At 68.4% G+C, this 21,131-nt stretch carries 16 protein-coding genes; 8 read left to right on the top strand and 8 right to left on the bottom strand.

The features are described from left to right. A partial coding sequence (locus DB31_RS50335) for a hypothetical protein (RefSeq protein WP_240486559.1) occupies positions 1 to 214 on the bottom strand: 214 nt, incomplete at its 3' end. 86 nt (positions 215 to 300) lie between these two features. On the opposite strand from DB31_RS50335, the gene DB31_RS06620 reads away from it, so the two are divergent. Further along, positions 301 to 1,059 (top strand): DnaJ domain-containing protein, encoded by a 759-nt coding sequence (locus DB31_RS06620; protein WP_052419766.1) that lies wholly within the window; start codon positions 301 to 303, stop codon positions 1,057 to 1,059. A gap of 30 nt (positions 1,060 to 1,089) precedes the next feature. Continuing rightward, complete coding sequence (gene yhbY, locus DB31_RS06615; protein WP_044183774.1) at positions 1,090 to 1,491, top strand: ribosome assembly RNA-binding protein YhbY; 402 nt, start codon at positions 1,090 to 1,092, stop codon at positions 1,489 to 1,491. Here the strand turns inward: yhbY and DB31_RS06610 are convergent. Both DB31_RS06610 and DB31_RS06605 read right to left on the bottom strand, forming a co-directional pair. Then, the gene (locus tag DB31_RS06610; RefSeq protein ID WP_044183771.1) at positions 1,481 to 2,077 is read right to left on the bottom strand and encodes a hypothetical protein; all 597 of its coding nucleotides are present in this window, start codon (positions 2,075 to 2,077) and stop codon (positions 1,481 to 1,483) included. The two genes, yhbY and DB31_RS06610, sit on opposite strands and share 11 nt — an antisense overlap. Before the next feature lie 188 nt (positions 2,078 to 2,265). Beyond that, on the bottom strand, positions 2,266 to 3,576 hold the full coding sequence (locus DB31_RS06605; protein ID WP_044183767.1) for a hypothetical protein: 1,311 nt from the start codon (positions 3,574 to 3,576) through the stop codon (positions 2,266 to 2,268). A 202-nt stretch (positions 3,577 to 3,778) separates the two neighbouring features. Between DB31_RS06605 and purF the strand changes: the two genes are divergently transcribed. Then, on the top strand, positions 3,779 to 5,239 hold the full coding sequence (gene purF, locus DB31_RS06600; protein WP_044183764.1) for an amidophosphoribosyltransferase: 1,461 nt from the start codon (positions 3,779 to 3,781) through the stop codon (positions 5,237 to 5,239). On the opposite strand, the gene DB31_RS06595 is transcribed toward purF, so the two are convergent. Beyond that, on the bottom strand, positions 5,229 to 6,197 hold the full coding sequence (locus DB31_RS06595; RefSeq protein ID WP_044183761.1) for an RluA family pseudouridine synthase: 969 nt from the start codon (positions 6,195 to 6,197) through the stop codon (positions 5,229 to 5,231). The two genes, purF and DB31_RS06595, sit on opposite strands and share 11 nt — an antisense overlap. Positions 6,198 to 6,390: 193 nt before the next feature. Between DB31_RS06595 and DB31_RS44580 the strand changes: the two genes are divergently transcribed. Continuing rightward, positions 6,391 to 8,448, top strand: a complete 2,058-nt coding sequence (locus DB31_RS44580) for a PAS domain-containing sensor histidine kinase (RefSeq protein WP_240486558.1) — start codon at positions 6,391 to 6,393, stop codon at positions 8,446 to 8,448. A gap of 30 nt (positions 8,449 to 8,478) precedes the next feature. Here DB31_RS44580 and wecB read toward each other — a convergent pair whose 3' ends face one another. Further along, positions 8,479 to 9,606 carry a non-hydrolyzing UDP-N-acetylglucosamine 2-epimerase gene (wecB, locus tag DB31_RS06585; RefSeq protein WP_044183758.1) on the bottom strand — a complete coding sequence of 376 codons (1,128 nt, stop codon included), beginning with the start codon at positions 9,604 to 9,606 and terminating at the stop codon, positions 8,479 to 8,481. Between the two features lie 94 nt (positions 9,607 to 9,700). Here wecB and kdsB point away from each other — a divergent pair, with 94 nt between their 5' ends. Beyond that, a complete protein-coding gene (gene kdsB / locus DB31_RS06580) occupies positions 9,701 to 10,447 on the top strand; it encodes a 3-deoxy-manno-octulosonate cytidylyltransferase (protein WP_044183755.1) in 747 nt (248 codons plus the stop codon). Here the strand turns inward: kdsB and DB31_RS06575 are convergent, their stop codons facing one another. Then, positions 10,448 to 11,854, bottom strand: coding sequence for a SagB family peptide dehydrogenase (locus DB31_RS06575; RefSeq protein ID WP_052419764.1), 1,407 nt, complete (start codon positions 11,852 to 11,854; stop codon positions 10,448 to 10,450). Positions 11,855 to 12,030: 176 nt separating this feature from the next. After that, a complete protein-coding gene (locus DB31_RS06570; RefSeq protein ID WP_044183752.1) occupies positions 12,031 to 12,369 on the bottom strand; it encodes a hypothetical protein in 339 nt (112 codons plus the stop codon). A gap of 248 nt (positions 12,370 to 12,617) precedes the next feature. Between DB31_RS06570 and DB31_RS06565 the strand changes: the two genes are divergently transcribed. Then, positions 12,618 to 14,828, top strand: a complete 2,211-nt coding sequence (locus tag DB31_RS06565; protein WP_044183750.1) for a TOMM precursor leader peptide-binding protein — start codon at positions 12,618 to 12,620, stop codon at positions 14,826 to 14,828. Positions 14,829 to 14,836: 8 nt separating this feature from the next. Beyond that, positions 14,837 to 15,997: an amidohydrolase family protein gene (locus DB31_RS06560; protein WP_044183748.1), complete on the top strand. Its 1,161-nt coding sequence runs from the start codon at positions 14,837 to 14,839 to the stop codon at positions 15,995 to 15,997. A 12-nt stretch (positions 15,998 to 16,009) separates the two neighbouring features. Here DB31_RS06560 and DB31_RS06555 read toward each other — a convergent pair whose 3' ends face one another. Next, entirely contained in the window at positions 16,010 to 19,996 is a 3,987-nt protein-coding gene (locus DB31_RS06555) for a TOMM system kinase/cyclase fusion protein (protein WP_240486557.1), read from the bottom strand. A 244-nt stretch (positions 19,997 to 20,240) separates the two neighbouring features. Between DB31_RS06555 and DB31_RS06550 the strand changes: the two genes are divergently transcribed. Next, positions 20,241 to 21,107 carry an AAA family ATPase gene (locus DB31_RS06550; protein WP_044183742.1) on the top strand — a complete coding sequence of 289 codons (867 nt, stop codon included), beginning with the start codon at positions 20,241 to 20,243 and terminating at the stop codon, positions 21,105 to 21,107. The last annotated feature ends 24 nt before the right edge of the window (positions 21,108 to 21,131 follow it).

Genomic DNA, 21,131 nt, shown 5'->3' with positions numbered 1-21,131 from the left:
GCTGCACCAGCAGCCGCACCCACTGCCGCCGCGCCCAGGCCGGCTCCCGCTGCACCCGCTCCCGCCGCTCCCGCCGCCGCTGCGCTCCGGCCGCCTGCTCCCGCTGCACCCGCTCCCGCCGCTCCCGCTCCCGCCGCCGCTGCTGCGCCCCGGCCGGCTCCCGCTGCACCCGCTCCTGCTCCCGCCGCTGCGCCCCGGCCGGCTCCCGCTGCACCCGCTCCTGCTCCCGCCGCTGCGGCTCCCAGCAAACCCGCCGCTCCAGCCCCCGCCGCTCCAGCCACAGTGGCTCCGAATGCCCCGGTGACCAAGCCCTCGGTGCCCGCTCCCAGCGCTCCCGCCGCGGCCGCAGCCCCGGGTGCCGCGACGGGCCCCGGAGCGGAAGAGCTCCCCGCGCTCCGGCAGACCGCCGCAACGCTGAAGGGCCAGAACCTCTTCGAGCGGCTCGGCCTCTCGCAGCAGGCGGATGCCGGCGCGGTGAAGGTGGCCTACTTCAAGCTGGCCAAGCTGTACCACCCGGACACGCTGCCGCCGGGCGCACCTCCCGAGTTGGAGAAGCTCAAGGCGGAGATCTTCGGCTACATCGGCGACGCCTACCGGACGCTCACGGACGACAAGAGCCGTCAGAACTACCTGGAGCAGGTCAAGTCGGGCGACACGGGCAAGGAGGAGGTGGACGTGGTGGCCATCCTCCAGGCGGAGGAGCGCTTCAAGCGGGGCACCGTCTTCATGAAGGCCCGCAAGTACGCCGAGGCCGTGACGATCTTCGACGAGGCCATCAAGCTCAACGCGGAGGAGGCCGAGTTCCACGCCTGGCGCGCCTATGCCCGCTTCTGCGCGGCTCCGGACAAGAAGGCGTTCCAGGCCGAGGCCTTCCGGGACCTCATGGCCGCCATCAAGAAGAACGAGCGCTGCGTGCAGGCCCACTACTTCCTGGGGGTCATCGCCAAGACGCTGGGTGACAACACGGGCGCACAGAAGCACTTCAAGCGGACCGTGGAGCTTCAGCCAGATCACATCGACGCGCAGCGGGAGATCCGCATCGCCACCCAGAAGAAGTAGGGTGCGCCGCCGTCATTTATAGGAGGAGTTGTGCCGCTGAACGGAAAGCAGCGCCGGGCCCTGCGCGCGAAGGGCCACCACCTGGAGCCTGTCGTCATCGTCGGCCAGTCCGGAGTGACCGAGGGGCTCCTCAGTGCCGTGGAGCAGGCGCTGAAGGATCACGAGCTCATCAAGGTGAAGATCAACGAGGGCCCGGAGACGCGCCACGAGGCCGCCGACCGCCTGGCCGAGGGCACCAGCTCCGAGCTCGCTCAGCTCCTGGGCCGCACCGCGCTGCTCTTCAAGGCGCGCAAGAAGGACTCGGCCTTCGACGATATCACTGGCCACTCCACCCAGAGCCCGCGCGAGCCCAAACCCGCCGCGCGCAGGCCGGCGGCTCGCAAGTCCGGCGCTCGCAAGTCCGCCCCCCGCCGGAAGAGCCCTACCAGGTGAGAGAGTAGACGCAGACCGGGTCGCCCTTGCGCCGGCAGGAGCCCGCCTCATGCTCCAGCAGGGCGCCGGGCGAGAAGCGCCGAGCCAGGGCTTCGATGAGCCCCTCGTCGAACTTGCAGGGGTACGGATTGTCACAGCGCATGAGGATGCGCCGCTGCCCCAGGGTGAGCTGACAGTGATAGTGGCCGATCCCCTCCAGCATGACGCCTGAGAGGGGATCGAACATGGGCCGCCCGTGCTGCCGGTGGTTCATGTGGTAGCCCACGTCCAGTGACTGCATCGCCGTGGTGATGTCCACCATGTTGGGCGGAAACGCGGCGTGGTTCGCCTTGGCCGTGCCCATCTTCCGGAGCATCTGCGGCCCCAGCTGCTCTTCGATTTGCTGATACGTCCGGAGATAGCCCTCGAGCGGATACCAACCCTCGGTGTCCAGCTGGATGAACCCGCTTCGGTCGGGCCGGCCCACGCCATTGGCCATCAACATCTGTCCGGCCAGGACGGTGAACTCCCCGAAGGCTTCGAGGGCGGCGGGGATTCCTCTCCCCGTTACCTCGAAGCCGGAATGCGCTGAGACCCTGAGCTGCATGGCTGCCCCCCAAGGCTGCCTGAGTACTGCGGAACGGCTCCCCCTGTTGCTTCATCGTTATTGCAACACTTCGAGGGGTCCCCGAACAGGTATGAAACAGGCGCCGCGAGCCAACAGCGCACCGACACTGTGCTCGCGCCTTACGGTGGCGCTGATCTTTTACCGGCCGGGTCTTTGGGCGGTGCGGCTCACTGTTCAGGGGTAAACCCCGCGGCCTCGGCGGCCAGCTGGGCCGCGGCCTGCAAGCGCGAGAGCAGCGTGGGGCCGTAGTACTGCCGCATGGACTCGCCCGAGGACTGAGCCACGAGCTCGGGCGTCTCGATGTAGCCGAGGTAGTCGCCCGAGAGGCCGAGCACTCCCGTCGCGCCGGTGCTCGCGGTCAGCACGCGCCCCGCGCCAGTGGTGGGCTCGCCCGGGAGGGTGATCAGCTCCAGCGGCCCGAGCGCGAGCGCGCTCACCTCGGCCACGCGCGAGGCGGACTGGCACAGGAAGTTGTCCCCCGCCGCACGGGTGAGCGAGGGCACCAGCCGCGAGGCATCAGGCCGGGGCATCGCCACCTCGGCGCGGGCCAACGCCAGCCGGGTGGGACTCGCCGCGGCCGTGGGCGAGGCACGCTCCACCAGCCCGGACAGGGCCTGCGCGAAAGCGGCGGCGCGCTCCACGCCCTGCCCTTCATTGAAGGCGACGGAGGCATTGCCCACCGCGCCCTGCAGCACGAGCGCCACGCCGCCCTGGGCCTCGCGCAGCTCACTCAGGCGCCCCGGGTAGTCCGGATCCACGAACTCGCGGCGCCGAGGCACGAGCGTGGGGTGCGCGGCGAGGAGGAGCAGCTCGGCGACAGGGTTGGAGGCGCCTCGGAGCACCACGCGGGTGAGCGCGCCATCCGGCGTCTCTCCTCCCGAGCGGGAGGAGACGAAGCCCGCCTCGGTGGCGTGGCCCACCTCCAGCGTCACCTCGGCGAGCGCGGCGGCGGCCTGATGGAGCGCGTCGCTGGCGGCGGCGACGGCGGTGTCCAAAGTGGCGGGGCGGTAGCGCCCGGTGCCCACGAGCTGCGCCACCACCCGCGAGTCATACCCGCCAAAGGAAGAGTGCGTGTGCGTGGCGAACACGAGCACGCCACGCAGCCCCAGGTCCGAGGCCCGCTCGCGGATCTGCGCCACCATGGGCCCCGTCACCGAGAGCAGCTCCAGGGAGACAAGGCCCACGCGCGCCTCCCCCACCTGGAGAACGACAGCGCGGGCGTGGGGCGAGGGGTCCGCCTTGGAGGCCTCGGGGCGCGGCGGCGGGTAGCCCGCGACAACCACAGGGAACGAAGGCTGAAGCGGCACCTTCGCGGCGCCTGCCCGGAGCGGCCCCTCGGCACGAACCTGACCTCGGAGCACCGGGGCGCTCTCCTCCCAGCGCCCACACCAGTTCCACGAGGCGAGGGAATACGCCGCGCCCGCCGTCAGGAGCGCGAAAGGGAGCAGCGAGCGCAAATACCGGCGTCGGGTCGCCATAAGAGAGCCAGCCTAGCTGTTTCATGCCGGGACTCGGTGATTCGCTGTCACGGAATCAACGGGTGAACTCAGGCCTGCCCGCCTGCTCCGAGAGGCCGAGCCGCTGCCCACACCGGCCGACTCTGGCGGTGGGTGGAATACCAAGCAACGAAGCAGCGGTTCCTGTTTCTCTCAGCGCTTGAAAAGGGGATAAGGCGCCACCATGTGCGGCATCTTTGGAATCACCGGTCACCCTGAGGCTTCCAACCTGGCGTACCTGGGGCTGCACGCGCTGCAGCACCGCGGGCAGGAGTCTGCGGGCATCGTCGCCTCGGACGGGGAGCACCTGCGCTCGCACCGCTCCATGGGGCTGGTGGCGGACATCTTCACCGCTCCCGTGCTGGAGAAGCTGCCAGGCGAGGCGTCGATTGGCCACGTGCGCTACTCCACAGCGGGCGTCAGCCAGCTGAAGAACGCGCAGCCGCTCTCGGTGGAGTACGCGGGCGGGCAGCTGGCCATCGCGCACAATGGCAACTTGGTGAACGCCCCGGAGCTGCGCAAGGCGCTCGAGGCGGACGGGGCCATCTTCCAGTCGGACTCGGACACCGAGGTCATCATCCACTTCATCGCCCGCTCGAAGCAGCCCACGTTCGAGAACAAGGTGGTGGAGGCGCTGAGCAAGGTGAAGGGCGCCTACAGCCTGCTCTTCCTCACGCAGAACCAGCTGGTGGCCGTGAGAGACCCTTACGGCTTCCGGCCGCTGGTGCTGGGGCGGCTGCGCAACGCGTACGTGCTGGCCAGCGAGACGACGGCGTTGGATCTCATCGAGGCGGAGTACATCCGCGAGCTCGAGCCGGGCGAGATGGTCGTCATCGACGAGAAGGGCCTGCGCACCAGCCAGCCCTTCGCGCCCACGCGGCTGGGGCGCTGCATCTTCGAGCACGTGTACTTCGCCAAGCCGGACTCGGTGCTGTTCGGCACCAGCGTGTACGAGACGCGCAAGGAGCTGGGCCGCCAACTGGCGCGCGAGCAGCCCGCGCCGGGAGCGGATCTGGTGATTGCGGTGCCGGACTCGGGCGTGCCGGCGGCGATTGGCTTCTCGCAGGCGAGCGGGATTCCCTATGACGTGGGGCTCATCCGCAGCCACTACGTAGGGCGCACATTCATCGAGCCGCAGCAGTCCATCCGCCACTTCGGCGTGAAGCTGAAGCTGTCGGCGGTGCGGCAGGTGCTCAAGGGCAAGCGCGTGGTGGTGGTGGACGACTCCATCGTGCGCGGCACCACGAGCCGGAAGATCGTGAAGATGCTGAAGGCCGCGGGCGCGGTGGAGGTGCACCTGCGCATCTCGTCTCCGCCGACGAGCTGGCCCTGCTACTACGGCATCGACACGCCGAGCCGCCAGGAGCTGATCGCCTCCAACCACACCACGGAGGAGATCGCCCGCTACGTGACGGCGGACACGCTGGGCTACCTCTCGCTGGAGGGCCTGGGCAAGGCCGTGGGCGACACGGAGCGCAACACCTTCTGCACGGCGTGCTTCTCCGGAAAGTACCTCGCGGGGCAGGTCAGCCCCGAGGTCGCCGCCCAGAGCGCCAAGGACTCGGCGCAGTCCGGAGCGGTGGCCGCCGAGGTGGCCGTGGCCACGGGCCCGGAGACAGTGCCGGGCAAGCACCTCACGGCCTGAGCTGGCCGGCGATGAAGTCCTCCAGGTCCGCGGGCAGCGGCGCGTCGAAGGTGACGCGCTGGCCCGTTCCCGGGTGAGGAAACGAGATGCGCGCGGCATGCAGCGCGTGACGAGGCAGGCGCAGGCGCACCCAGGCCTCGGGCTCCAGGCAGTGCTTGCTGAAGCGGTCGAAGTACCCCGGATCCGGGCCGTACATCTTGTCGCCCACCAGCGGGTAGCCCGCCTCGCGCAGGTGGATGCGGATCTGATGCTGGCGGCCCGTCTCCGGGTAGCAGCGCAGCAGCGCAAAGGGCTCGCCGTCGCGGGTGAAGCGCTGGAGCACCTCGAAGCGCGTGCGGCTCTCCTTGCCCTCCACGGCATCAATGCGCACAGCGATGCGGATCAACTCGGTCCCCTCGGCGATGGGTGCATCCACGGCGAAGGTGTCCTCGGGCGGGTGTCCCTCGCAGATGGCCAGGTACTCCTTGTGGACGTCGCGCGACAGAAACAGCCCACCGAGCACCCGGCAGGACTCGGTGGTGCGCCCACAGACAACCAGGCCGCTCGTCTCCCGGTCCAGGCGGTGCGCGGGCTCCGCGAAGTCCTCCCCGAAGCGCTCGCGCAACAGCGTCACGAGGGTGCCGTTCTGGTAGCGCGCGCTGGGGTGGATGGGCAGGCCCGCCGGCTTGTCGATCACCAGCAGCCAGTCATCCTGGAAGAGGAAGGGCAGCTCCGTGGGCGTCTCCGGCTCGTCGCTGACGCGGCGGCGGATGCGGAAGATGAGCCCCGGATACACCAGCGAGGACGGCTTGAGGCGCTCCTCGCAGAGCAGGCCCCGCTGGATGATGCCCAGGATGCGCTCGCGAGGCAGGCGGCGGATCTTCTGCCCGAGATACCGCTCCAGGCGCCACCCCGCGTAGTTGGGCTCCACGACGTACTCGATGTCGATATAGCCCTCGGGGGCCTCGTTCTCGGTCATGCCACCCACGTACCCAAGCGAGCAGGGTAGGACTTGCCCCACTGCCAGTGGTCCCTGTTGAACACCTACATCTGTTTATAGAACAGGAGCGAGCCTCTGTTGTTCCACATGGCATCCACGGGATCATCTAAATCCGGGGGGAGTGCGGATCGAGCCTGTGGAAAGCATGCGAGACATGAGGAGTGCGAGGGAGATGGCCCCCGTCAGAAGCGGCGTGTGGCGCTCGCTGGTCGAGCTCCAAGCGGAACTCCTCCGCGGAGCGGATGCGCGGCGGCTGCTCGACCCGTTTCTGGCCTTGCTGATCGAGCACACCGGAAGTGCCTCGGGTTTCCTCGGGGAGGTCGTCTCCGAGTCTGGCGCCCGCCTGCGCTTCCAGCTCCTCGCCGGCAGCCTCACCGAGGGCTTTCAGCCCTTCGTGGACGCCGTGCTCTCCGCAGCCCAGCGCGGCTCCTCCGGCAGGCTTGTGAAGCCCAGCGCCCTGCCGGTACCGCCAGGCTCCTTCCCGCTGCTGTTGCCCCTCCAGAACGGAGAGGAGCTGGTGGGGATGGTGGGGCTCACCCCTCCTCCCGCCCGTGAGGATGCGGAGCTGCTCTCCGAACTCCAGCCCATGCTCTCCTTGGGCACCCTCCTCCTGTCGGGGGGACGCCACGAGCAGCGGCGCCGGAGCCAGGAAGCCGAGCACCGCCTGCAGCAGGAGGAGCTGTCGCACCTGAGACAGGTGCTCGCCGCCGTGGAGGAGGGACTCTGGGACTGGAACCTGCAGACGCGCGAGCTGCGCGTGAGCCGCCGGTGGCTGGAACTGCTCGGGTACATGCAGGGCGAACTGGAGCCCACCTTCGACACGTGGAAGAGCCTGTGCCACCCGGAGGATCTCCCCGAAGTCGAACAGCTCATCGCCGCGCACCTGGAGGGCTACACGCCATGGTGTGAGTTCGCCTACCGCGCCCGGAGCAAGGCGGGCACCTGGGCGTGGATCCTCAGCCGGGCCCGGGTGGTGGCGCGCGACGAGAAGGGCCTGCCCCTGCGCATGGTGGGCGCGGACGTGGACATCACCGCGCGCAAGCACAGCGAGGAGCGCCTGCGCGCCCTGTTCCGCGCCATCCCGGACCTGCTCTTCCGCATCCGTGGGGATGGCACCTTCATCGACTGGAATGACGGAAGCCCCGAGCCGACGGCCCTGCCGTCCGAGGCCTTCATGGGCAAGAAGATCCAGAACCTGCCCATGCCCCGCCCCTTCATCGAGCAGACGCTCACGAACGTGAACCGGGTCATCCGCGATGGGAACCTGGCCGTCTACGAGTACGAGCTGGAGAAGCCCCAGGGCGTCCAGCGCTACGAGGCCCGGGTCGTCCGCAGCGGCCCGGACGAGGCTGTCTGCATCGTGCGCAACATCACCGACCGCAAGCTGATGGAGGAGCGGCAGGGGCAGCTCATCCGCGCCGAGAAGCTGGCCTCGCTGGGCCAGCTCGCGGCGGGCATCGCGCATGAGATCAACAACCCGGTCAGCTACGTCTCGAGCAACCTGCGAATGCTTGAGAAGTACATCGCCGGGCTCCTGCCGCTGCTCCAGTTCCAGCACGAGCTCCTGGAGGGCACCCGCGGCACGGAGCAGAGCCTCTCCGCGGAGCAGCTCTCACGCCTGCGCGAGCTCTGGAAGAAGGCGGACGTGGAGAACCTCCTCTCGGACCTGCCCGAGGTCATCCAGGAGTCGCTGACGGGCACCAAGCGCATCACGGAGATCGTCCAGAGCCTGCGCTCGTTCTCGCGAGAGGACTCGGGCTCGGCGCAGGCGGTGGACCTGAACGCGGAGCTGGAGTCCACGCTGCGCATGGTGTGGAACGAGCTCAAGTACAAGTGCGAGCTGGTGCGGGACTTCGGGCCGCTGCCCCCCATCACCTGTCACCCCACCCAGATTGCCCAGGTCTTCACCAACCTGCTCGTCAATGCCTCGCAGGCCATCGAGACGTTCGGGGAGATTCGCATCCGCACGCGGCAACAGGACGCCGAGGCGGTGGTGGAGATCTCCGACACAGGCAAGGGAATGACGGAGGAGACACTCTCCAAGCTCTTCACCCCCTTCTTCACCACCAAGCCCCGAGGCCAGGGCACGGGGCTGGGGCTGTCCATCAGCCGGGACATCATCCTCCGGCACGGGGGCCGCATCGAGGTGACGAGCGTCCCCGGCAAGGGCAGCACCTTCATCGTCACGCTGCCCACCTCGGGACCCGCCCCGCGCCCACCCACCACGTGAGGTGAGCGGGCCTCGAACTCCCCGCGCTACTCAGGCAGAGACGCGCAGCTCGCTCGGGTCCGCGCCGAGCACCCGCTCATACAGCTCGGCGATGCGCTCGGCGGAGCGCCCATCCCACTTCTCCGGGATGCGACCCTGCTTGCCCTGGCCACTGAGGGCACGCTCGGCCTCCTCGGTGATGCGCACCGGGTCGGTGCCCACGACGAGGTTGGTGCCCTGCTCCACGGTGATGGGACGCTCGGTGTTCTCGCGCAGCGTGAGGCACGGGACGCCCAGCGCGGTGGACTCCTCCTGCAAGCCGCCCGAGTCGGTGAGGATGAGCCGCGCCTGCGACGTGAGCGCGAGGAACTCCAGGTAGCCCATGGGCTCCACGAGCCGCAACCCGGGCGAGCGCTCCAGCATCCCGCTCAGCCCATGGTCCGCCAGCATCTTCCGCGTGCGCGGATGCACCGGGAAGATGACGGGCAGGCGCGCGGAGATGTGCGCGAGCGAGGACAGCAGCCCGCTCAGCACCTTCGGGTCATCCACGTTGGAGGCCCGGTGCAGCGTGCACACCGCGTAGCCCTGAGGCGAGAGCCCCAGCTCCTTCAGCGTGGGGAGCTGCTCGGCGCGCGCCTTGGAAGTGAGCAGCGTGTCGATCATCACGTTGCCCACGAAGTGGATGCGCGACGGGTCCACCCCCTCCTTGAGGAGGTTGGCGTCCGCATCCGGAGACGGCGTGAGCAGCAGGTCCGCCAGCCGGTCGGTGACGATGCGGTTGACCTCTTCCGGCATGCGCATGTCGAAGCTGCGCAGGCCCGCCTCCACATGGGCGATACGAATCCCCATCTTCGAGGCCACCAGGGCGCCCGCGATGGTGCTGTTGACGTCTCCCACCACGGAGACCAGGTCCGGCTTCTCCTTGAGGAAGACCTTCTCCAGCTCAATCATGGTGCGCGCGGTCTGCTCCGCGTGGCTCCCGGAGCCGATGCCCAGGTACACATCTGGGGCGGGCATCCCGAGATCCGTGAAGAAGACGTCGCTCATCTTCACGTCATAGTGCTGGCCGGTGTGAACGAGGACCTGCGCGAGCTGGCCTCGCCCGGCGATGGCCTTGTGGATGGGCGCCGCCTTCATGAAGTTGGGGCGCGCGCCGACGATGTGGAGAACCTTCTTCATGGCATCCGGAAGCTAGGCACGGTCCTCCCAGTGGCCAGTGTCCCCCCTTCTCCGAGGGGATAGGACGTCCTGAATCTGATAGACGGAGGCCCCCATGGCCCCTCCCCGCGTCGTCGCCGTCATCCCCGCCCGCTATGGCAGCACCCGCTTCCCGGGCAAGCCGCTTGCCCTCATCGCGGGCAAGCCCATGGTGGAGCACGTATGGCGCCGCTGCCAGGAGTCCCGGGCCTTCCTCGACGTGCTGGTGGCCACGGACGACGACCGGATCCGCGAGGTGGTGGAGCGCTTCGGCGGCCGGGCGGTCATGACGAGCCCCCACTGCGCCACCGGCACGGACCGTGTGGCCGAGGTCGCGCGCAGCCGGCCGGAAGTGGACGCGTGGATCAACGTCCAGGGTGATGAGCCCCTGCTAGATCCCCAGGCGCTCCAACTGCTCGCGGGGCTGTTCTCGAACCCGCAGGTGGAGATGGGCACCCTGGTCCGGCCCCTGGAGGCCGCCGAAGTGCCCAACCCCAACGTGGTGAAGGCGGTCCTCGCGATGAATGGGGATGCGCTCTACTTCAGCCGCGCCGCCCTCCCCTTCATCCGGGAGGCGGGCCATGAAGGCAGCGTGCGCCGCTGGGCCCATATTGGCCTCTACGGCTACCGGCGCGACACGCTGCTGCGGCTGGCCACCCTGCCGCCCACGCCCTTGGAGGAAGCCGAGAAGCTGGAGCAGCTCCGAGCGCTGGAGCACGGCATCCGCATCCGCTGCGGCCAGGTTCAGTGGAACACCGTGGCGGTGGACGTGCCCGAGGATGTGGCGCGCGTCGAGGCCGTGATGCGCGAGCGCGGCCTCTGATCAGCCAGGCCCTCCGTCTGGCCGGCTCCCCACGGCGAACTCGCCCACCGAGCCCTCCACGAGCGGATCCAACCCCGAGGCCCGGGCGAACAGGTCCGCGCCGCCGCTGCCCAGGGCGCAAGGCGCCAGCCCCATGGCGGTGGCCACCAGGTACAGCGTCTGGAAGATGACCCCCACGTTCTTGAGCATGGCCGAGTACGCCATGACCTCGTATTTCCAGGCCATGCGGGCAAACTGCGCGGTGAGCACGATGACGACCTGCGGCTGCGCGGGGAGCGCCATCCCGTCCGCCGCCATCTGCATCAGCTCCGCCAGCTCCGGTGTCCGGGCGGGGATTCGGTAGAGGGCATGCTCATCGACTTGGTAGGCGTAGAGCCCTGGCTCTAATCCCTCACAACTGCGGACAATTGTATACACACCGGTTTCATAAATTGCGCCACCGGATGGATAAACACGCGCCACCTTCTGGTCTCGGCCGTCCAAGTCCGCGTGGCGCAAGCCCACGGCCCGGTAGAGCAGCTCTCCCAATTGAGCGCGCGTGAGGGGCTTTCCCCCTGGGTTCCGCACGGTGCGACGGCGCTCCAGGACCGAGGTAAACGAGGAATCGCCGCGCTCCAGCCGGGCCATGTCCGGCTTCTCCAGCGGCAAAGCCTCCCCGGGTGGCCGCGGCTTCGGCTCAGGCTGCGGCAGCTTCCCCCGGAAGCGATAGGTGGCCCCGCCATAGCCCTTCGCGTGCCGAGGCCATCGGGTCCACTGGTAGAACAGCAGGTCGTGGAACTCCCAGGTGATCAGCGCCTCCCGCTCGACAGGAACGCCCTCGGCGTTCACCTCTACCAGGGCACCCGCCTCCAGCAGCATGCCCAGGAAGGCCGCCGTCACCTCTGGAGGAACTCCGGGCACCGCCTCGGCCACCTCGGCCGGGAGCTTCGGCGTGGCCAGCACTCCCAGCAGCGCCGGGCCGTGCCAGGTCCCCATCCACACGCGTGACATCGACAGGGGCGTCTCCAGTTGGGAGCCCCCTTCCGCGACCCGGCTAAAGGCAAACCGGGAGAGCTGGTAACGCATCTCGGCGCGAGGTGAGACACCTCCCCCACGGGCTGTCTCCGGTGAGAGCCGGGCGATCAGCGCGCCGTCCAGGGAGAGACTTCGAGCCAGCACGCCGTGCGCGCGCAAGGCTTCGAGCAGGTTGTGGAAGAATGCGACCTGAGCGAGCCCCCCCCCTCCCGCGAGCTCGCTCAGCTCATCGGGTCCGTGCTCGCCCTGAGCCAGGGCTTCAATCGTGGCACTCACGCTGCCGGAGAGGGGCGGCAGCGTCAGCTGAACGCGTCCATTCAGGACGCGTCCTCCTTCCGTGGAAGATGCCAGGCTCACCCCTGGCACAAGAGACAGCGTCTCACGGACGATCATGGCTGCCTTGTGGCCTGCAAGCGGGGGCAGATTTCTCGAGGGGCCATGCGGCCAAGGAACTACGGGGGAGGGGGGAGGGGGACCCGTAGCGGCGCATGAGACGGCGACGATGCTCTGTCTCCTCTCGAGAACACCCTTTCATGCTCTATCCGTCGAGCATGGGAGGATACGGCGGCTCAGGTCGTGAAGCTGTGGTGGCTGAACGGCCGGGCGTTCACCATGCCCTTCTCCACGTCGGTGAGCGCCACCTGCTGCGCGTCCATCGACGGCGGAGGGGGGATGATCATCCGCAGCGTGTCCGCCGGAGCGGCATGGAGCTCGTCGCTGCCTTCGACGATCTCCACCTTGACGCCCTGAGGGAAGGCGAACTGGTACGCCTCACGGAGCGTCCCCACGGGATCCCGCTTCAGCGACTCGCGGAACTCCACGTCCTGCCAGGCCCGTGCGACGCACTGCGGCCAGATCTTCCCGAACTGCTGGGTCGAGTTTGCGGTGATGTTGTGGCTCGTGATCACGACGTCCCTCTCTTTCAAGCGGCCGCTGGGGGTAATGCTGGCGGCCGCCCTTTTATTAACACAATGTCTCATCAAAAACTAACATTTCACTTGTCATGCTTTGACTCGACCCGAGTAAAGACGCAATTCCTTGCCTTCATTCCTTTCACGAATTCAAAGCCAGCTGAAAATTCGCCGCCGCTCCACGCGGGTCTGAGCTGACCCCCAAGAGCCCAGGCGCTATTCAGTGCTAAAGTTCAAAACTGACCATGAGCGATCCCTTCAATCGTGTCATGCAGTTCAAGGCGCATCTCCGCTTCGAAGCCCTCGACCGGGAGCGGGCCTTCGTCCTGGGAGAGCATGAGCAGTTCATGCTGTCGGGGCGGGTCCAGGTGCTCGTGGCCGCGAAGCTGGACGGCCACCGCTCCGTGCAAGACGTCATCTCCGCGCTCGAGAGGGAGGTCTCCGCGCCCGAGGTGCTCTACGCGGTGGCGCAGTTGGAGAAGCAGGGCCATCTCATCGAGGCCACGCCCGGCATTCCGAGCGAAGCCGCGGCCCTCTGGCAGTCGTTGGGGGTGGCTCCCGCCGAGGCCGTCTCGCGGCTGGCCCGCTCGCCCGTGTCCGTGCACGCGCTGGAGGGCTTGGATCCGCAGCCTCTCATTCAAGCGCTGCAAGGAGCGGGGCTCACGATTCGCGAAGGCGCACCGCTTCGTGTCGTCCTCGTACGTGACTACCTGTCACCGGAGCTGGAGGCGTTCAACCGCCAGGCGCTGGAGCGGCGTGAGCCGTGGATGCTCGTGAAGCCCTCGGGTGCCACGCCGTGGATGGGGCCGGTGTTCCGCCCGGGTGAGGGGCCGTGCTGGGCGTGCCTTTCGCAACGCCTGGCATGGAACCGGCCCGTGGAGTCATACCTGCGCGGACGCGTCGAAGCCTCGCGTCCCCTTGCGCTCCCCCGCGCGGAGCTCCCCTCGAGCCATCAGGCGGGATTGCAGCTGGCCGCCATGGCCCTGGCCCGCTGGATCGCCCAGGGCCAGCAGGGCTCCCTGGAGAAGTCACTCGTGGCACTGGAGCTGAGCCGCTTCCAGCTCACCGAGCACCCCGTGGTGCGGCGCCCACAGTGCGCGGCCTGCGGAGACGCGGGCATCCTGAAGGCTCGCGCCGAGCGGCCCATCGTGCTGGAGCCCCGGCCTCGCGGTTTCACCGAGGACAATGGCTTTCGCACCGTGACGCCCGAGACGACCTTCGCTCGGCTCCAGCCGCAGATCAGCCCCATCACCGGCGTGCTCAGCAACCTGGCGCCGCTCGCGTCTCGCAGCCACGCGCTGAGGCCCGTCTTCGCCGCCTCGTACTTCAGCCCGGCTCACGCCCGGACGCCCCACTACACCGAGTTCCACTCCATCACCCTGGGCAAGGGCCGCACCTTCGCCCAGTCTCGCGCCAGCGCGCTCGGCGAGGGCATCGAACGCTGGAGCTCCCTGTTCCAGGGAGACGAGCCCCGCTTCTCCTCGCGCCTGGAGACGCTGGGCGCGGACGCCATCCACCCGCGCGAGGTGCTGCACTTCAGCGAGACGCAGTACCGGAACCGCGTGGAGCTCAACAAGAAGTTCCACCGGCACTACTGGGACATCCCCGTGTCCTTCGACGAGCGGCTCGAGGTGGACTGGACGCCCGTCTGGTCTCTCACGCACGAGCGCCGCAAGTACCTGCCCACCGCGTACTGCTACAACCGCTACCCCATTCCCCGCGAGGAGAACTTCTGCCCGCAGGACTCCAATGGCCATGCGGCCGGCAACTGCCTGGAGGAGGCCATCCTCCAGGGCCTGCTGGAGCTGGCCGAGCGGGATGCGTCCTGCCTCTGGTGGTACAACTGCCTGCGCCGGCCCGGAGTGGATCTCGACAGCTTCCACGAGCCGTACTTCCAGGCCCTGCGCGAGCACTACCACTCCCACCACTGGAAGGTGTGGGCGCTGGACCTGACGCATGACTTGAACATCCCCACGTTCGTCGCCGTGGGGCGCTCGACGAAGACCCAGCAGTACTGCATCGGCTTCGGGGCCCACCTGGATGCGCGCATCGCGCTCCAGCGAGCCATCACCGAGTTCAATCAAATCTTTGATCCGCGAGACACCTTCAAGTCCCCGTGGGACGAGTACGGGATGGTGGATGAGTCCTATCTCCACCCGGACGAGACGGTGCCGCTCAAGACGATGGCGGACTTCCCCAAGCCCGCCCTGGCGGACATCCGGGACGACGTGCGCGAGTGCGTGGCCCGCGTGGCCCGCGTGGGCCTGGAGACGCTGGTACTGGACTTGACCCGGCCGGACGTGGGCCTGCACGTGGCGAAGGTGACCGTGCCCGGGCTGCGCCACTTCTGGCCGCGCTTCGGCCCGGGGCGCCTCTATGACATCCCCGTGAAGATGGGCTGGCTCTCCCGCCCACTGACCGAGGCGCAGCTCAACCCTGTTCCCTTCCTCTTATAGGTGCTCCCATGCGTGAAGGACTGCGGATGGTGGACTCGGACCGCCATGTCATTGAGCCCATCGAGATGTGGAAGGAGTATTTGCCCCCCGAGTACCGGGCGGGCGCCCCCTACGAACAACTCATCGCTCCCGAGGAGACACTGGAGCAGCGTGTGGCGCGGCTGGGGCCCAAGGGGATGCTGCCCATCACTCCCACGTTGATGATCGATGGGCAGCCCGCGTGGCAGCGGCTCTCCGAGCGGACCCAGGTGGAGATGGCCTGGGCCGCCGCGCAGCGGACCGTGGCCTATGAGTCCACCGTCAGCCCCTCGCACCACCTGCGGACCATGGATCAGACGGGGATGGATGCCGCCTGCTTCTTCCCCACCATGGCCCTGTTCATTCTGCGCATCGACGGCATGGAGCCCACCCGGGCCACTGCCTTCGCCCGCGCCTACAATGCGTGGCTGCGCGACTTCTGCAGCGCGAACCCTCAGCGCCTCCGGGCCGTAGGCGCCCTGTGTCTGCACGAGCCCGAGGTGCTGCCGGGCGAGGTGGAGCGCCTGGCCCGCTTTGGCTGGAAGGCCGTGGCCGTCCCTCCCAACCCCGTGAATGGCCGAACACTCGGCCACCCCGCCTACGAGCCCTTCTGGGCCGCCTGCGAGCGCCACTCCATCGGTGTGGCCCTCCACGAGGGCTCCAATGTGCGGCTGCCCTCAGCGGGCGCGGAGCGCTTCACCACCCGCTTCGCCCACAACGCCGCCTCGCACCCGCTGGAGGCCATGTTGGCCCTCGCCTCCCTCCTCGAGGGTGGCGTGCTGGAGCGCCACCCGCGCCTGCGCATCGGCTTCTTCGAGTCCGGCTGCGGGTGGCTGCCCTACTGGTTGTGGCGCATGGACTCCACCTACGAGTACATGAAGGGCGAGGTGTCGGAGAACGTCCGCATGAAGCCCTCGGAGTACTTCCGCCGCCACTGCGTCGTCGCCATCGAGCCCGGCGAGCCGGGCCTCCAGGAGCTCATCCGGATGATCGGCACGGACAACCTGGTGTTCGGCACCGACTACCCACACACGGACCACGGGGAGGACATCGTGGACCACGTGATGGAGCTGCGCTCGGTGCTGCCCGAGGAGACGATGCGCAAGCTCCTCTGGGACAACCCCGCCCGGTTCTATGGAATCGAGGGCTGAGCCCGTCTCGGCTCAGCCCTTCAGCTCCGCCAGCAGCGCCCGCGCTCGAACCAGGTCAGGGGTATCAAGCCCCTCGGTGAAGCGCGGGGGCTGAGGTGCCAGCAGCTCGTACGCCTCGGCCCGCTGCCCCCGGTCCCGCTGCATCTCCGCGAGCGTCACAGAGGCCCTCAGCTCCATCATCTTCGCGCCCTGCTCCCGGGCGACGCCTATGGCCTGCCGCACGCTGGCCTCCGCGGCTTCGCGCTCACCCTTGGCTCGCAGGCAGAGGCCCTTGGCGCGCAGCAGGCTCGGGAGCATGTAGCCCTCTTTGACCTTGCGGCCATAGGCCACCAGCTCGTCGTAGCGGGCGAGCGCGGCGTCCACCTGCCCCATCTCGAACTCCACGTCCGCCAGCAGGGAGTGGTAGTGGGTCTTGCCTATCTCCAGGCCTCCGGCTGCCATCATGTCGAGGATCTGGCGCATGGGCTCCGCCTTCCGCTCCGCCCAGTTCTTGTAGAGGGTGCAGAACGCCCCGTGCAAGGGCAGGCCGTGCCGCTGCAGCAGCTCCTCGCCCGCGCGGGCCACGGCGAGCACAGCCTCCCGGTCTCCCCTCAAATGCAGCATGTTCATCCGGTAGAGGTACGTCAGCCCGATGGAGCTGGTGTGCTTCGTCTCCATGGCCCAGGCCATGGCCTCCGTGCTCAGCTTCTCGGCCTGGTCCGGGTAGCCGGTGAGGAACTTCAAGACGCTCAAGAAGCCCGCGGACATGGAGCGGCCATCCTGCCCGTACAGGATGGCCAGCTTGGGGTGCTCGGCGGGTTTGTACAGGCTGAGCGCCCGCTCGAAGGCCTGTTGCGCCTCCTGGAAGTGGGCCTCTTCGATGGCGTTGTTGCCGTGCGCGGCCTCGGCCATGAGCTCCAGGTCGAGGTTGCCAGAGTGCTTGGCCATGCCCACCAGGCGCTCCACGAGGACCCGGGCCCGGTCTCGCTCGTTGCGGCTGATGTAGAAGATCAGCAGCCCCCACAGCGTGGGGATGATCTTCGGGCTGTCTCCCAGCAAGTCGATGAGATGCTGGGAGCGCTCCACCACCTGGCCGATCTGCGCGTCGGACCAGCCCCGGGTGGCCATGAGGGCCGGAGTGAGCACCTCGTTGAGCCCCAGCTCCAGCTGCGCCTGCTCCTTGGGATCCTCCGCGACATCCAGCCAGCCCTTGGCCTCGGTGATGTAGGCAATGGCCTCCTGGTTGGCCGAGCGCATCAGCGCCCCCAGGCCGGCCTTCTGCGCATAGCCAATGGCCTTGCGCTTCTGGCCCGCCTCGCTGTGGTGCATGGCGAGCAGGTCCGGCCGCGTCTCCACCAGCTCCGGGAAGTGGGCCTCCAGCGTGGAGGCGATGCGGGCATGCACCTGCCGGCGCAGGGGCTTGAGCATGGACTCGTAGGCCGTATCCCGGATGAGGGCGTGCTTGAAGACGTAGATGGGGTTGCGCGCCGTGCGCCGGCGGTGCACCAGGTCCGCGTCCGACAGCGTCTTCAGCTCGTGCTGCAGCACGGGCTCCTCGCGCTCGGAGACGGACTTGAGCACCTCGTAGCTGAACTCGCGCCCCAGCGCCGAGGCCAGCTGCGCCAGCTCCTTGGCGGGCCCCAGCCGGTCCAGGCGCGCCATCAGCGAGTCGCGCAGCGTGGTGGGGATGACAATCTTGGAGAACGTGAACGAGCGCGAGGGCGTCTCACCCTTCACCGGCATGGACTCCACGATGATGCGGGTCAGCTCCTCCACGAAGAGCGGCACGCCGTCCGTCCGGTCCAGCAGCTTCTCCATCACCTCGGGCGGCAGGTTCCGGTCCTGGGTGAGGCCGCTCACCATCTCCTGCACGCGCTTGCGGTCCAGACGGGTGAGCTGCAGGTGGTGCGAGGCCGACCACTGCGAGGTGAACTCCGGGCGCGCCGTGAGGATGAGGCAGATGGGCGCCCCGGAGAGGTCCTTCACCAACTGCGAGAGCAGCTCCATCGTCGTGGGGTCTGCCCAGTGCAGATCCTCCACCAGCAACAGCAGCGGCTGCTGTTGCGCCACCTCGAAGAAGAGGCCCAGCAGCGCGTCCAGCGTCAGCTCCTTGGTGCGCTGAGGCGAGACATCCGGCGGAGGGTAGCGCTCCGCGCCGCCCTTCACGGACAGCAGCCCGAGGAACAGCGGCATGGCCTCCGCGAGCACGAAGCCATGCTGGGACAGGAGCGCCTCGAGCGCGGAGATCTTCTGCTCGGGCGTCCAGCCGGGGCCCACCCCCAGCCAGCGCTCCAGCATGTCCACCCACGGAGAGAGGGCGCTGTTGCGGCCTTCCGGCATGCACCGGCAGTCGAGCGTCGTGTGAGGCGTGCTGCGGGACTGGCGGATCAGCTCCTGCACCAGCCGCGACTTGCCGATGCCCGGCTCGCCCGTGAGCAGGATGCTCTGCCCGTTGCCCCCCACCACCTGGGTCCAGCGCTGCTGGAGGAACTCCAGCTCCTGCGCGCGGCCGTACAGCGGGCCCTCCTGGACGACGTCCGAGCCGTGGCCCTTCTTGTACTCATGCAGCACCCGGAACACCGGCCCGGAGGCGCCGCTGAGGTCCTTCACCGGCTCGAAGGCGAAGTGGCCGCGCAGCAGCTTCGACGTCGCCTCGCTGACCAGGAGCGTGCCCGGACGGGCCGTCCCTTCCAGCCGCACCGCCGCGTTGGGCGTGGAGCCCATCAGCGCGGGCAGGCCCGCCCCGCCCTGGCCCTCCTGGATGACCACCAGTCCCGTGTGGATGCCCGCGCGGAACTCCAGGCGTCCCTTCTTCTCGCGAGCCAGCTCCTCGGCCCGCTGCTGCATCCGCACGCCCATCTCCAGCGCCGTACGGGCCGCGCGCCGCGCGTCGTCCTCCTGCGCCTGGGGATAGCCGAAGTAGAACAGCATCGACTCGCCCAGCACGCCGCCCACGTACCCCTCATAGCTGCGGGCCAGCTCGGCGCAGGTGGCATGCAGCGGCCTCAGCAGCTTGTCGAGGTCCTCCTCGTCCAGGGCCGCGCCCTCCTCCTGGGAAAGCCGGAGGCTGCAACAGACCGCGGTGAGCTGGCGGCGCTCCCCCTCGCCCGCGGAGGAGAACGAGGACAGCGAGGGCAGGACGGCGGGCGTGGGGGTCCGCTCCATGGAGCCGCTCACCGGCCAGCCCTCCGCGGCGCAGGCCTCGAGCTCCCGCATCAACTGGAGCGCGGAGATGTCCCTCAGCTCGTGATTCTTGGCCGTCACCTTCCGCAGCAGCCGCCCGAGCCGGTGGTGCTCCAGCCACGCGGGGATGGCAATGGCCTCGGGCCCGAGCTGCTTGAAGATGATGGCCTGCAGCGTGGGCCCGTCCACCGCCCGGTGCCCGGTGAGACACTCCAGGAAGATGAGCCCCCAGGAGTACAGGTCCGAGCGCGGCGACACCTGCTCGCCCCGGAGCTGCTCCGGCGAGGCGTAGGTGGGCGTGCCGAGCACCTCCTGGGTCTGGGTAATCTTCGCCAGGTCTTCGCTGCTCTCGGCCGGCAGCGTGCCCAGGCCGAAGTCCAGCACCAGCGCGTTCCGCCGCACGCCCGTGTGGGAGACCATGATGTTCTGGGGCTTGAGATCGCGATGGACCACCTTCGCCCTGTGCGCGCACTCCAGCGCATCCAACACCTGCAGCATGAGCTGCGTGGTCTCCCACGCTGAAAGCGCTTTCTCGCTGGCCAGCACCTGCGTCAGCGTCTGCCCCGGCACGTACTCGAAGACGCTGAAGAGCAGCCCCGTCTCCGTGCTCCCCGAGTCGATCAGCCGGACGATGTGGGGGTGGTACAGCTGCGCGCACAGCTGCATCTCCCGCTGGAAGCGCGCCACGTGCGAGGCGTTGTTGGAGTGCACCTCTCGCAGGACCTTGATGGCCACTACCTGCAGGGTCGCGAGCTGCCGGGCTTTGAAGACCTGCCCGAACCCTCCCTCTCCGAGCTTCTCAAGAATCTCGTAGCGGCCGGCGAAGATTGTGCCCACTCGAATGAACTCCTGATCCAAGACGCCTTCCCTCATTCAAGCTTGTGGGAGGATGACAGCTGTATTGAACGCCGGAGGGCCCCAGAGTGTCGAGAAGTGGATGCTTCCCAAGTCCCCTTCCGGGTCATTTTGAACCCACCCACTCGCACTGGCTGAGAATTCCAGCCCCAAGTAAAATATCATACCTTGTTGTAATGAGTTCCTGAGAGCGCGTGTTCTTCGTCCGACAGCCACAGAGGTCCTCATGATTCGCTCGGTCCGTTTCGAAAACTTCCGGTGCCTCCGGGATGTGGAGCTGAAGCTCGCTCCGTTGACGGTGCTGGTGGGGCCCAGTGGATCGGGAAAGACGTCCATCCTGGAGGGGATGCAGTACCGCATCTCCTGCGAGCACTCGGACCATTGGCGCCTGGATGTGACGAAGCCGATCGCCATGGAGTTCACCTTCTCGGATGGGCAACACCAGAGGCGGGTGTTTCCGATCGTAGGGTTGGACTCGTGGGCCATGCAGGGGTTCGCGGTTCAAGGGCTGGCGCTGGAGTTGGGTGCGCTGCGCTCGGATGCTCCCCTGGCCCGGGCCACGGCGCTGAGCCCCAACGGAGACAACCTCGCCAGCGTGTTCGCCTCGCTCCTGCCGCCGCAGCGGGAGGCGGTGGTGAGCCAGCTGTGCCGGTGGGTGCCGCATATCAGCGACGTAGGCCTCCAGCCGACGGGCCCCCGCTCCCAGCAGCTGCGGTTCCGGGACCGGTGGCAGCCGAACCTGTGGTTCACCCCATGGCAGGTGGCCGACAGCGTGCTCCTGCTGCTGGCCCTGCTGGTGCTGCCGTGTCAGGTGCCCATGCCAGATGTGCTGACGCTCGACGAGCCGGAGCGGGGGCTGCCTCCGCGCACCCTGGGAGACCTGGTGGGACTGCTCCGGCAGCTCTCCCGGGGCTCATCGGAGCGGCCACCTGTCCAGATCCTCATCGCCACGCACTCGCTCGAGCTGCTGGAGCACGTACAGGCCGAGGAGGTCCGCATGCTCTCCCGCTCTCCCGAGGATGGCTCGGTACGAGTGAACGCTCCGCGTCAAGACACACAGGACTGGCGCGGCCGCGACACGATGCCCTCGTGAGCACGCCACCGCTCGGGTGGCCGC

Source organism: Hyalangium minutum (genome assembly GCF_000737315.1).
Lineage (GTDB): Bacteria > Myxococcota > Myxococcia > Myxococcales > Myxococcaceae > Hyalangium > Hyalangium minutum.
The sequence above is the reverse complement of the archived record's forward strand: the minus strand, read 5'-3'. Positions and strand labels throughout refer to the sequence as shown.